Below are 12,224 nucleotides of genomic sequence, written 5' to 3' on the forward strand. Positions count from 1 at the left end.
CAAAGTCTGCCCATGAATTTCTCCTCATCCGGCCACTTGAGAAACGATTTCGTTTACCATTGTTTCCAAATATGTAGCCGTAAGCGAGGAAGTACCCGCATGACGATCCGCCCGCAACCGCTGATGCGTACCTTGGCCGCCGCCGTGCTGAGCCTGGTCATCGGCGCTCCGGCCGCCATGGCAGATGCACCGGTCACCCTGACCATGTACAACGGCCAGCACAAGGAAATCGGCGAAGCCATCGCCAAGGCCTACGAGGCCAAGACCGGTATCCACATCAATATTCGCAAGGGCAGCAGCAACCAGCTGGCCAGCCAGATCATCGAGGAAGGCGACCGCTCGCCGGCCGACATCATCTACACCGAAGAGTCGCCGCCGCTGAACAACCTGGGCGAGTTGGGCCTGCTGGCGAAGATCGACGATGCCACGCTGAACATGCTGCCCAAGGAGTACGTTGGCGCCAACGGCACCTGGATGGGCGTCACTGCACGTACCCGCGTCGTCGTGTACAACCCGAAGAAGATCGACGAAAAGGACCTGCCAACCACCGTCATGGATTTTGCCGGCCCTGAATGGGATGGCCGCGTCGGCTATGTACCCACCAGCGGCGCATTCCAGGAACAGGCCGTGGCTATCCTGAAGATGCACGGGCGCGAAGCCACCGAAGAATGGCTCACCGGCCTGAAAGCCTTCGGCAAGACCTACACCAACAACATGGTCGCCCTGAAGGCCGTGGAAAAAGGCGAAGTCGCTGCCGTACTGGTGAACAACTACTACTGGTATGCACTGGAACGCGAGCGCGGCAAGCTCGACTCCAGGCTGTACTACCTGGCCGACGGCGATGCCGGCAACCTGGTAACCATCTCCGGCGCTGCAGCGGTCAAGGCCAGCAAGCACCCGAAGGAAGCCCAGGCCCTGCTCAACTGGATGGCCAGCGAAGAAGGCCAGCGCGTGATCACCCAGACCACCGCCGAGTACCCGCTGCACAAGGGCATGGTTTCCGACCGTGGCCTGAAGCCGTTCGAAGAGCTGCGCCCGCCAAAGATCTCGCCGGCGGACCTGGGCAATGCCGAGGAAGCCATCGAGCTTGAACGCGAGGTCGGCCTGCTCTGATGACTGCCGCCCTGTCCGAGCCGGTACCGGTACGCTTCGTGCCGCGCCGCAAGCGCCCTTCCGTCTGGGTGGTGCTGCCTGTGCTGTTCCTGGTGGCAATGAGCTTGCTGCCATTGGCCTATGTCGCCATCAAAGCCTGGGAAGCCGGCTGGCGCGAAGCCTTGCACCTGCTGTGGCGGCCGTTTGTCTGGGGGCTGATGCGCAACACCCTGATGCTGATGGTCGGGGTGACGCTGGCCTGCATGGTGGTCGGCCTGGCCCTGGCCTGGTTGCTGGAGCGCAGCAACCTGGTCGGGCGCAGGCTGTGGGGCGTGGTGCTGTGCCTGCCGTTCGCCGTACCGTCGTTCGTCAGCAGCTTCACCTGGGTATCGCTGAGCTCGGACTTCGAAGGCCTGGGCGGGGCGATCCTGGTCATGGCCCTGTCCAAGTACCCGCTGGTGTTCCTGCCGGTGGCGGCGACCCTGCGCAACCTCGATACCTCGCTGGAGGAGTCGGCACGCACCCTCGGCTGCAGCCGCTGGGGTGTATTCGTCAAGGTCACCCTGCCGCTGCTGTGGCCATCGATGCTCGGCGGTGCGCTGCTGATTGCCCTGCACATGCTGGTGGAGTTCGGCGCGCTGTCGATTCTCGGCCTGCAGACCTTCACCACGGCGATCTACCAGCAGTTCGAACTGGAGTTCAGCAATGCCAATGCGGCCATGCTCTCGGCTGTACTGCTGGCGCTGTGCCTGGTGATGCTGTGGCTGGAATTGCGCGTGCGCGGCAAGGCCCGCCACGTGCGCATCGGCCAGGGCGTGGCACGCCGCGCGCAGCCGGTGCGGCTACGCGGCTGGGCCGTACTGGCCCAGCTGTTCTGTGTCGCCCTGGCAGTGCTGGGCAGCGGTATTCCGCTGGCCATGCTCGGCTATTGGCTGAGCGTGGGTTCATCAGCGGCCTTCCCGGTAGCGGCCATTTCCAAGGCGCTGTTCACCTCGCTTTCGGTGTCGCTTGGCGGTGCCGGCTTCTGCGTGCTCCTGGCCCTGCCGATCAGCTTCCTGGTGGTGCGCTACAAAGGCCGCCTGGCAATCTGGGCCGAACGCCTGCCGTACCTGCTGCACGCCCTACCCGGCCTGGTGATTGCCCTGACCCTGGTGTTCTTCGCCCTGCACTATGTACCGGCGCTGTACCAGACCACGGCCTTGTTGTTGCTCGCCTACGCGCTGCTGTTCCTGCCACTGGCCCAGTCGCCTGTGCGTACTGCGCTGAACAAGGCTTCGCCGACGCTGGAGGAAGCCGCACGCACCTTGGGCGCGAACAGCTTTGCCGCGTTCTGCCGGGTGACCTTGCCGATCATCTTCCCGGCCATGGCAGCGGCCTTTGCGCTGGTGTTTCTGGATGCCATGAAGGAATTGACCGCGACATTGCTGCTCAGCCCTACCGGCATGACCACCTTGGCCACCGAGGTGTGGGCCCATACCGCCAACGTCGAGTTCGCGGCAGCAGCGCCTTACGCGGCACTGCTGATCGTGGTGTCAGGGTTGCCGGTTTACCTGCTGACTACGCGGATGTATCTGAACAAGGCGTAACCTGCTTCGCGGGCTTGCCCGCGAAGCAGCCTTCAGGCGATGTTGCGCAGCATGCGCCGCACGATAGGCCCGTGAGCCTTGCCGACCGGCAGCATGTAGAGGCGGCCGAACCTGTTGAAGCACTGCACCGAGGTGGTTACGCGCAAGTGTTGCCGCCCCTGCCCTGCTTCAGCCAGGTCCAGGCTCACCATTACCGCCAGGTGCGTGTCGCGCGAAGTCAGGACCAGTTGCTGGTCACTGATCGCCTCGACAGTGAAGAAATCCAGAAGCTCGCCCACTGCCGGCACCTGCTCGGGGCTGCGTGATGAGAAACCGTGGATGGCGGCAACATGGAACCGCCGCGAGATGCCATCGCGCAAGCGGAAGGCCACGGCCAGCCAGCCCGGGACGTGCGAGGTCATGGCGCAGTAGGCCTGGAAGGCGGTCATTGGCGCAGTGACGACGATGCCATCGCAATGAAGAAAGTCCAGCTCCGCCGGGGCGGCGACCAGTTGGGCAGACATGAACAACTCCCTTTGTCATCTGTCGCCACCATCATAGCAACGCCGCCCTTGTAGGAGCGGCCTTGTGTCGCGAAGGGCTGCGCAGCAGCCCCGGCAATTTGTGCGTTTGAGCCGATATCCTGGGTCTGCTGCGCAGCCCATCGCGACGCAAGGCCGCTCCTACAGCGACCGCATCAGGCTCGGAACTGGCCAAGGCTTGCCCGCAGTTGCGCGGCCAGGTCATCCAGCACCTTGCTGCTGGCCGTGGTCTGCATCACCACCTCGGCCGAGCGCTCGGCCTGTGCATGGATGTTCTCCACTCGCCCCCGTACCGCCTGTGCACCATGGGCCTGCTGTTCAGCGGCCCGGGTCGCCAGGCCGATCGCCGCATGCACCTGCTCGACCGCCACCTGCACCGACTGCTGGCGGCGTTCGTTGTCGCGCAGCACCAGCAGCCCTTCGCTGGCCTTGAGCCCGGCCTGGCTGATGGTCGCCACGGCTTCCTTGGCGCCTTTCTGCAAGGCGGCGATATGCGCCTGGATGTCGCCGGTGGAGCTTTGCGTCTTGCTCGCCAACGCCCGCACTTCATCAGCCACAACGGCGAACCCGCGCCCGGTCTCGCCTGCCCGGGCAGCCTCGATGGCAGCGTTGAGGGCCAACAGGTTGGTCTGTTCGGCAATACCGTGGATCACCGTCAGCACCACTTCAATCTGTTCACTCTGCTTGGCCAGCCGCTCGATCACCTGCGAGCCGGTCTCCACTTGCTCGGCCAGGTTCTCGATCAAGCCCGCCAGCTGGGTCGAGGTGCGGCTGTTTTCATCGGTGGCTTGGCGGATATCCACGACTTGTTGCAGCGCCGCCTGCATCGCCTGGCTTTCGGCCTGGGCCTCATCAGCCATGCTCGACAGGTCGCGCAGGCTGGCCGCCACTTCATCGCGCTGCAACGCAGCGGCAGCATCGGCGCCTGCGTTGCGCTGGGCCATCGCGCCGATCTCGACCCCGGTACGCTGGGCCACCTCGCCGGCCTCGCGCACGATGGGTTGCAGCTTGTCGACAAAGCGGTTTACCGCCGAGGCCATGTCGCCGATTTCGTCGCGGCTGTCCAGCGGCACGCGCTTGGTGAGGTCACCTTCGCCGGCCGCCAGGTCGTCGAGCGCAGCAATCAACAGGCGCAACTTGCTCAGCACCCGCCGGCCAAGCACCACGGCCACCACCAACAGAACGCCCAGCCCCACCAGCACCAGGCCCAGGCCGATCCGCCAACGCAGCTCGGCGGCGGCATCGCGCACGGTCTGGGCGGTGTTGGCCTGCATGGCAGCAGCACTGCCTTGGGCCTTTTCCAGGCGCTCTCGCAGGGTCTTGCCACTGTCGGCCGCCGCACCGACCAGGCTGTCGCCAACCAGCTGCTCGCCGCTGGCAATCAGGGCTGCGAAGCGCTGGTCGAGGGCTTTCAGTTCCTGGTCGATGCCGGCGGTGGACACCCCCATCACCACCTTGCCGATTTCCGCACCATTGGGGCTGATCGAAGCTTCGACAAAATACACCGCCGGGTCATGCCGGGCGGCATCGATCACCTTGTCCAGCGCACGCTCGCCCTGCCCCTTGTCCATCAGCGCCTGGTTGATCGGGTTTTGCCGGTTCAGATAGCGGGTCAGGTGCTGGCCTTGGGCATCGTCATAAACCACGAACAACACGTTGGGGTTGCGCTGGGCACGGCGGGCAAAGTCCGATAGCACTGGCACATCGTTATCCCAGATCGCGCGCGGGGCGACCGAGGCGAGCAGCTCGGCCATATCGTTGGCGGAGTCCTTGAGGTTCTTTTCCAGGGTACTGCGCAGTTGCTGCTGTTCGCTTTGCAGGCGCGCCGACAAGCCGGCGCTCAGGCGCTGGCGAGTGCTGCTGGACAGGCTGTCGAGGCCCGAGCGGACATCTTGTCCGGCTTGTTCGAGGTCGCCGGCGAGTTCGCGACTGTCGTTGCCCAGGCGCTCGCCCAGTTCGGCCTCCAGGGCCGTGACCGTGCTGCGGGTGAGCGCAACGGCCACCAACACCTGCACCAAAAGAGCGATACCAAGGGCAACAAACACAGGCCGCAAAAGGCGGCTTCGTAACAGTGAGAGGATGGCAGACACGGTGTAACCCTCGTGTATTCTGGCGCCACTACTTTGATGGCATCTTCAGAAACTTCTTACAGCAAGGGTTGTGCCGGAGGCAGCAGGGATAAGCGCCAAGGTTTAGCAATGGGGTTTCCTGTACCGGCCTCTTCGCGGGCTTGCCCGCTCCCACAGGGACCCCGCACATTCTGAAATTTGTGGAGGCTCTGTGGGAGCGGGCAAGCCCGCGAAGAGGCCGGTGCAGGAAAGCACAAATGAAAACGCCGCGGCCCCTTTCAGGACCACGGCGTCAGATCAACCTGGAAGGCAGATCAGGCGAACGGATGACGCAGCACGATGGTTTCGTTGCGGTCCGGGCCAGTGGAGATGATGTCGATCGGAGCACCGATCAGCGCTTCGATGCGCTTGATGTAGGCACGCGCATTAGCTGGCAGTTCTTCCAGGGTTTTGGCGCCCAGGGTCGACTCGCTCCAGCCTGGCATCTCTTCGTACACCGGCTCCAGGCCGATGTAGCTGTCGGCATCGGAAGGCGCGTCGATGACGGCACCATTCTCGTTCTTGTAGCCGACGCAGATGTTGATGGTTTCCAGGCCGTCCAGTACGTCCAGCTTGGTCAGGCAGATGCCCGAGATGCTGTTGACGTCGATGGCGCGACGCAGGATGACGGCATCGAACCAGCCGCAACGACGGGCACGGCCAGTGGTGGAACCGAACTCGTGGCCACGCTTGGCCAGGGTAGCGCCAGTCTCGTCGAACAGTTCGGTCGGGAACGGGCCGGAACCCACGCGAGTGGTGTAGGCCTTGGTGATACCGAGGATGTAGTCGAGGTACATCGGGCCAACGCCGGAACCGGTGGAGATACCGCCAGCGGTAGTGTTGGAGCTGGTAACGTACGGGTAGGTACCGTGGTCGATGTCCAGCAGCGAACCCTGGGCGCCTTCGAACATGATGTCCTTGCCGGCGCGGCGCAGGTTGTGCAGCTCGGCAGTGACGTCGAGCATCATCGGCTTGAGCTGTTCGGCGTAGGCCATGCACTCGTCCAGGGTCTGCTGGAAGTCGATGGCCGGCTCTTTGTAGTAGTTCACCAGCTGGAAGTTGTGGTAGTCCAGCAGCTCACCCAGCTTGGCAGCGAAACGCTCGCGGTGGAACAGGTCGCCGACCCGCAGGCCGCGACGTGCGACCTTGTCTTCATAGGCTGGGCCGATACCACGGCCGGTGGTGCCGATCTTGGCTTCGCCACGGGCTTTTTCGCGGGCCTGGTCCAGGGCCACGTGGTACGACAGGATCAGCGGCGCAGCCGGGGAAATGCGCAGGCGCTCACGCACCGGTACGCCCTTCTCTTCCAGCTTGGTGATCTCACGCATCAGCGCGTCCGGTGCAACGACCACGCCGTTGCCGATCAGGCACTGTACGCCTTCACGCAGGATGCCCGAGGGAATCAGGTGCAGAACGGTCTTTTCACCATTGATCACCAGGGTGTGACCCGCGTTGTGGCCACCCTGGTAGCGCACTACGGCGGCAGCATGTTCGGTCAGCAGATCGACGATCTTGCCTTTGCCCTCATCACCCCACTGGGTGCCCAGGACGACGACATTCTTACCCATTACATTGGTCCTCATTCACGCAAACTTGGTTGTCGGCCTGTTGCCGACGCAGAAACTCACTGGGTCAGCGGCAGAACCTGCCAGCGCCCGTCTTGCTGAATCAATTGCCGATCACAATCCGCTTCGAGGGCAGCACTCAACGGCTGGCCAGGCAGAGCCTGGACCACACGCTGGCCCTCGTTGCGCAACTGGCAGACTTGCTGCCAGAGGGCCGCATCGCCACTGTCCGGCATCCAGATGCCGCCAGCTGGCAATACGACCTCCGCTCGCCCCAGTGTGACCAGGGTCTTCAAATCCGTGGAGAAACCGGTAGCCGGGCGCGCCCGGCCAAAGTCAGCGCCGATGTCGTCGTAGCGCCCGCCCTGGGCGATCGATTGGCCTTCGCCAGGCACGAACACGGCAAACACCACGCCAGTGTGGTAGTGGTAACCGCGCAGTTCGCCGAGGTCGAAGTACAGCGGCAGGTCGGGGAAGCGCGATGCCAGGCGATCGGCGATCGCCAGCAGGTCGTCCAGGGCCGCCAGCACGCTGGCCGGGGCACGGCCCAGGCGCACGCGGGCCTCGGCCAGCACTTCACGACCACCGCACAGCTCGACCAGCGCGCGCAGCATGTTGCCCAGGTCCTTTGGCAAGTCGGCGGTCAACGCCTGGACCTCATCGACGGCCTTGCGCTGCAGGGCGTCGAACAGCTGCTGCTCAACCGCACCAGACAGCCCGGCAGCACGGGCCAGGCCGCGGTAGATACCGACGTGGCCGAGGTCCATGTGCACATCCGGTACATCGGCCAGTTGCAGCGTGGCGAGCATCAGGCTGATGACTTCGACATCGCTGGTAGGGCTGGCATCGCCGTACAGCTCGGCACCCAGCTGGATCGGGCTGCGCGAGGTGGACAGGGCACGCGGCTGGGCGTGCAGCACGCTACCGGCATAGCACAGGCGGCTCGGGCCTTCACGGCGCAAGGTGTGAGCATCGATGCGTGCCACCTGCGGGGTGAAGTCGGCGCGGAAGCCCATCAGGCGGCCGGACTGCGGGTCCACCACCTTGAAGGTGCGCTGATCCAGGTCCTGGCCGGCGCCGGTGAGCAGCGACTCCAGGTACTCGATATGCGGGGTGACGACCAGTTCGTAGCCCCAACTCTGGAACAGGTCCAACACCTGGCGGCGCGCGATTTCGATGCGCGCAGCTTCAGGTGGCAGTACTTCCTCGATGCCATCTGGCAGCAGCCAGCGGTCTACCGTTGCCATTACGCCATTTCCCCTCTGGTCCGGGTGGCTTGCCAGCAGGCGAGCCGTCAGTAAAGCCGGTATCGCGCACAGCAGCGGGCAGCACTGATCCCAGCGCAGCCACCGTACCCGATACCCTCGAATTGCCATGCGACCTGACCAAACCGTCAACTGGCGGTTTGCCAATCAACCTTGCAGACGCAAAAAAGCCGGGAAATTTCCCGGCTGCCTCATCATACACCCCTTTTCCATCAGGATGCACCCCGCCAGGCGTTTTAGCTGCCAGGCGGGGGCCGCTGCATTGGAATCAGGGCCTGAGCATCACGGCTTGCTCTTGTCCAGGAAGCGGAAGAACTCGTTCTTCGGGTCCAGGACCAGCACGTCGCTCTTGCTCGAGAAGCTCTCGCGGTAGGCCTGCAGGCTACGGTAGAACGCATAGAAATCGGCGTCCTGGGTGTAGGCCTTGGCGTAGATGGCGGCCGCCTGGGCGTCGCCGTCACCGCGGGTTTCCTCTGCCTCGCGATAGGCCTCGGCCAGCAGTACACGACGCTGACGGTCGGCATCGGCACGGATACCCTCAGCCAGCTCGTTACCCTTGGCGCGGTGCTCGCGGGCTTCACGCTCACGCTCGGTGCTCATGCGATCGAACACGCTGCGGTTGACTTCCTTCGGCAGGTCGATGGCCTTGACGCGTACGTCGACCACCTCGATACCCAGCTCCTTGGCGGCCATGCGGTTGAGCGATGCAGTGATGTCAGCCATCAGCGCGTCACGTTCACCGGAAACCACCTCGTGCAGGGTACGTTTACCGAACTGGTCACGCAGGCCGCTTTCCAGACGACGCGACAGACGCTCGTCGGCAATCTGCTTCATGCCGGAGGTAGCGGTATAGAAGCGCTCGGCATCCTTGACGCGCCACTTGGCGTAGGCGTCGACCATCACCGCTTTCTTTTCCAGGGTCAGGAACCGCTGGGTCGGGGCGTCGAGGGTCATCAGGCGGGCGTCGAACTTGCGTACCTGGTTCACGTACGGAATCTTCACGTGCAGGCCCGGCTGGACATCCGCCTGGACTACCTTACCGAAGCGCAGCAGTACCGCACGCTCGGTCTGGGACACGATATAGAAGCTGTTCCAGGCAACGATGGCCAGGACCACGGCGGCGATCAGGGCGATCAGCGATCGGTTGCTCATCAGCGGCTCTCCCTAGTGCGCAGCGGCTGCTGTTGCTGTTGCAGGTCCTGCGCCGCACGGGCGGCCGCATCGTTGACCGATGGCGACACGCTGGTGGTTGGCGCGGACGGGTTGCGGCTGCCTTCGACCATCTTGTCCAGCGGCAGGTAGAGCAGGTTGTTCTGCCCGTCCTTGGTTGCCACCATGACCTTGCTCGAATTGCTGTAGACCTCCTGCATGGTCTCCAGGTACAGGCGCTGACGGGTCACGTCAGGTGCCTTGCGGTACTCGGCAACCAGCTTGGTGAAGCGGTCGGCCTCACCCTTGGCACGGGCAATGACTTCGTCACGATAACCGTTGGCATCCTCGATGATGCGCTGGGCCTGGCCACGCGCTTCCGGCACCACGCCGTTGGCGTAGGACTCGGCCTGGTTGCGCGCACGCTGCTCGTCTTCACGGGCACGGATCACGTCGTCGAAGGCTTCCTGCACCTCACGCGGGGCTGCCGCGCTCTGCACGTTGACCTGGGTAACGGTGATACCCGTGCGGTAGTTGTCGAGGAAGCGCTGCAGGCGTTCGCGGATATCCACGGCCATCTGCTCGCGGCCCTCGGTCAGCACCTGGTCCATCGAGGTGGAACCCACCACGTGGCGCAGGGCGCTTTCGGTCGCGTGCTGCAGGCTCACCTCAGGCTGGTCGACGTTGAGCACGAAGTCCTGCAGGTTGCTGATCTTGTACTGCACAGTCAGCGGCACCTCGACGATGTTCTCGTCTTCGGTCAGCATCTGGCCCTGCTTGGTGTAGGCACGCTCACGCGTGACGTTTTCCATGTACTTGCGATCGATCGGCGGGAAGTAGATGTTCAGGCCAGGACCGACCGTTTCATAGTACTTGCCGAAGCGCAGCACCACGGCCTGCTCCTGCTCGTCGACGACATACACGGCGCTGTACAGCCAGATGGCCGCCAGTACCGCCAGGCCGATGCCCAGCAGGCCCAGGCCACCGCCCTTGCCGACATTGCGGTCGCCGCCGCCACGTTTCTTGCCACTGCCGAACATGCCGTTCAGGCTGTCCTGCAATTTGCGGAAGGCCTCGTCCAGATCCGGCGGACCTTTCTTGTCACCACCGCCGCCACCGCCACCACGGCGGCCGCCCCAGGGATCCTGATTGTTCGAGTTGCCACCCGGCTCGTTCCAAGCCATAGCGCTCTCCATCTGATAAAGCAAAGACGCGCCCACGGCGCGCCGTCCAATGCTACAGAATGCCTGTCACTGCTGCCCGGCGACCTCGACGAGCATTTATTGCAAAGTGTGTTGCTCGACAAACACTTGCGGCTCCATGCCTTCGCGGCTGACCAGGCGATTCAGTTCCACCCTGGGCAGTCGCACGCTCAGCAGGCTGCGCCCTTCTTCATCATGCGCTTCACTCTGCACGGCACCCAGGGCAAAGAATTGCGCGCGCAAGCGAGCAAAACGCTGCTCCAGACACAGGGTACCGACAAACAGATCATCCCCCAGCAACTCGGCAATCGCCTGGCCGACCAGCTCCAGGCCACGCCCATCGCGTGCCGATACCCAGACCCGCTCAGGCTTGCCATCGGCATTGCGCTGGATCTGCGGCTCGACATCTTCGAGCAAGTCGAGTTTGTTATACACCTCGAGGATCGGCAACCCTTCGGCACCAATCTCGCCCAACACCGCCAGTACCTGCTCGATCTGCTCCATGCGCTCTGGCTCATGGGCGTCGATCACATGCAGCAACAGGTCGGAGTTGCTCGACTCTTCGAGCGTAGCCCGAAATGCCTCGACCAGCTTGTGCGGCAGGTGGCGAATGAAACCCACGGTGTCAGCCAGCACGATCGGCCCCAGGTCGTTCAGTTCGAGCCGGCGCAGGGTCGGGTCGAGGGTGGCGAACAGCTGGTCCGCGGCATACACCTCGGATGCGGTCAGGGCATTGAACAGCGTGGATTTGCCGGCGTTGGTATAACCCACCAGCGACACCGACGGGATATCCGCGCGCTTGCGCCCGCGACGCGCCTGCTCACGCTGGCTGCGCACCTTTTCCAGGCGTGACTTGATCTGCCGAATACGTACCCGCAACAGGCGGCGGTCGGTTTCGAGCTGGGTTTCACCCGGGCCGCGCAGGCCGATACCACCCTTCTGCCGTTCAAGGTGGGTCCAGCCGCGAACCAGCCGCGTGCTCATGTGCTCGAGCTGGGCCAGTTCGACCTGCAGCTTGCCTTCATGGGTACGCGCCCTTTGGGCGAAGATGTCGAGGATCAGCCCGGTACGATCGAGCACACGGCACTCGAACACACGTTCGAGGTTGCGCTCCTGACTGGGCGTGAGGGTGTGATTGAAAATCACCAGGTCTACCTGTTCGGCATGGACCAGGTCGTGCAACTCCTCGACCTTGCCAGTGCCAATCAGGTATTTGGCGGAAGGCTGATGCCTGGACACCGTGACCAGCGAGACGATGTCGGCACCGGCCGACAATGCCAGCTCCTGAAACTCCTGCGGGTCTTCGCGCGCCTCAGGGTTCTGACCTTCCAAGTGAACGAGCAACGCCCGCTCACCACCACCGTGGCGCTCAAAGAACAATGCAGGCTCCTATCAGGCGTTGCCTGGCTCGCTGTCGCCGTGATCGGAATCGGACGGGCTTGGCAGGCGAACCGGACGTGCAGGAACCACGGTCGAGATGGCGTGCTTGTAGACCATCTGGCTGACGGTGTTCTTCAGCAGTACCACGAACTGGTCGAAGGATTCGATCGAGCCCTGCAGTTTGATCCCGTTGACCAGGTAGATGGATACCGGGACCTTTTCTTTTCTCAAGGTGTTCAAGTAAGGGTCTTGTAGCGAATGCCCTTTTGACATATGCCGCACTCCTGTAAGGATCAATAATAGAAAATCAAGAAAATCGATAAATTAGGCCGCCCCTTCGCAAGAATAGACGGCAA

General features: G+C 63.4%; 10 protein-coding genes and 1 pseudogene. 2 read left to right on the forward strand and 9 right to left on the reverse strand.

Annotated elements, in window-relative coordinates; all coding sequences use genetic code 11:
- The first annotated feature begins 99 nt into the window (after nt 1-99).
- Both ACJA3S_RS23160 and ACJA3S_RS23165 read left to right on the forward strand, forming a co-directional pair.
- Nucleotides 100-1,113: an extracellular solute-binding protein gene (locus tag ACJA3S_RS23160; protein ID WP_170033008.1), complete on the forward strand. Its 1,014-nt coding sequence runs from the start codon at nt 100-102 to the stop codon at nt 1,111-1,113.
- Nucleotides 1,113-2,678 (forward strand): iron ABC transporter permease, encoded by a 1,566-nt coding sequence (locus ACJA3S_RS23165; RefSeq protein ID WP_170033009.1) that lies wholly within the window; start codon nt 1,113-1,115, stop codon nt 2,676-2,678. Before ACJA3S_RS23160 ends, ACJA3S_RS23165 begins: the two co-directional genes overlap by 1 nt.
- Before the next feature lie 32 nt (nt 2,679-2,710).
- Here the strand turns inward: ACJA3S_RS23165 and ACJA3S_RS23170 are convergent, their stop codons facing one another.
- The 9 genes and pseudogenes from ACJA3S_RS23170 to hfq form a co-directional block, all read right to left on the reverse strand.
- The gene (locus tag ACJA3S_RS23170; RefSeq protein ID WP_406820127.1) at nt 2,711-3,181 is read right to left on the reverse strand and encodes a DUF2867 domain-containing protein; all 471 of its coding nucleotides are present in this window, start codon (nt 3,179-3,181) and stop codon (nt 2,711-2,713) included.
- 173 nt (nt 3,182-3,354) lie between these two features.
- Complete coding sequence (locus tag ACJA3S_RS23175) at nt 3,355-4,239, reverse strand: methyl-accepting chemotaxis protein (protein WP_406822296.1); 885 nt, start codon at nt 4,237-4,239, stop codon at nt 3,355-3,357.
- A gap of 21 nt (nt 4,240-4,260) precedes the next feature.
- Nucleotides 4,261-4,953 (reverse strand): annotated as a pseudogene (locus tag ACJA3S_RS23180) (methyl-accepting chemotaxis protein); the annotation flags it as partial.
- A 629-nt stretch (nt 4,954-5,582) separates the two neighbouring features.
- Nucleotides 5,583-6,875, reverse strand: coding sequence for an adenylosuccinate synthase (locus tag ACJA3S_RS23185; protein ID WP_170033012.1), 1,293 nt, complete (start codon nt 6,873-6,875; stop codon nt 5,583-5,585).
- A gap of 56 nt (nt 6,876-6,931) precedes the next feature.
- Nucleotides 6,932-8,119 (reverse strand): ATP phosphoribosyltransferase regulatory subunit, encoded by a 1,188-nt coding sequence (locus tag ACJA3S_RS23190; RefSeq protein ID WP_406820128.1) that lies wholly within the window; start codon nt 8,117-8,119, stop codon nt 6,932-6,934.
- A gap of 300 nt (nt 8,120-8,419) precedes the next feature.
- Entirely contained in the window at nt 8,420-9,289 is an 870-nt protein-coding gene (gene hflC, locus ACJA3S_RS23195) for a protease modulator HflC (protein WP_406820129.1), read from the reverse strand.
- Nucleotides 9,289-10,470, reverse strand: coding sequence for an FtsH protease activity modulator HflK (gene hflK / locus ACJA3S_RS23200; protein WP_170033015.1), 1,182 nt, complete (start codon nt 10,468-10,470; stop codon nt 9,289-9,291). Before hflK ends, hflC begins: the two co-directional genes overlap by 1 nt.
- Nucleotides 10,471-10,566: 96 nt before the next feature.
- Nucleotides 10,567-11,868, reverse strand: coding sequence for a ribosome rescue GTPase HflX (gene hflX / locus ACJA3S_RS23205; RefSeq protein WP_170033016.1), 1,302 nt, complete (start codon nt 11,866-11,868; stop codon nt 10,567-10,569).
- Nucleotides 11,869-11,880: 12 nt separating this feature from the next.
- Nucleotides 11,881-12,141: an RNA chaperone Hfq gene (gene hfq, locus ACJA3S_RS23210; RefSeq protein ID WP_015272006.1), complete on the reverse strand. Its 261-nt coding sequence runs from the start codon at nt 12,139-12,141 to the stop codon at nt 11,881-11,883.
- Between the last annotated feature and the right edge of the window lie 83 nt (nt 12,142-12,224).

It is taken from the genome of Pseudomonas sp. KnCO4 (assembly GCF_045344305.1).
Lineage (GTDB): Bacteria > Pseudomonadota > Gammaproteobacteria > Pseudomonadales > Pseudomonadaceae > Aquipseudomonas > Aquipseudomonas anuradhapurensis.

Coding starts and splice junctions, on each gene's coding strand:
- ACJA3S_RS23160 (WP_170033008.1), top strand. CDS start 100: ATGACGATCCGCCCGCAACCGCTGATGCGTACCTTGGCCGCCGCCGTG.
- ACJA3S_RS23165 (WP_170033009.1), top strand. CDS start 1,113: ATGACTGCCGCCCTGTCCGAGCCGGTACCGGTACGCTTCGTGCCGCGC.
- ACJA3S_RS23170 (WP_406820127.1), bottom strand. CDS start 3,181: ATGTCTGCCCAACTGGTCGCCGCCCCGGCGGAGCTGGACTTTCTTCAT.
- ACJA3S_RS23175 (WP_406822296.1), bottom strand. CDS start 4,239: ATGGCCTCGGCGGTAAACCGCTTTGTCGACAAGCTGCAACCCATCGTG.
- ACJA3S_RS23185 (WP_170033012.1), bottom strand. CDS start 6,875: ATGGGTAAGAATGTCGTCGTCCTGGGCACCCAGTGGGGTGATGAGGGC.
- ACJA3S_RS23190 (WP_406820128.1), bottom strand. CDS start 8,119: ATGGCAACGGTAGACCGCTGGCTGCTGCCAGATGGCATCGAGGAAGTA.
- hflC (WP_406820129.1), bottom strand. CDS start 9,289: ATGAGCAACCGATCGCTGATCGCCCTGATCGCCGCCGTGGTCCTGGCC.
- hflK (WP_170033015.1), bottom strand. CDS start 10,470: ATGGCTTGGAACGAGCCGGGTGGCAACTCGAACAATCAGGATCCCTGG.
- hfq (WP_015272006.1), bottom strand. CDS start 12,141: ATGTCAAAAGGGCATTCGCTACAAGACCCTTACTTGAACACCTTGAGA.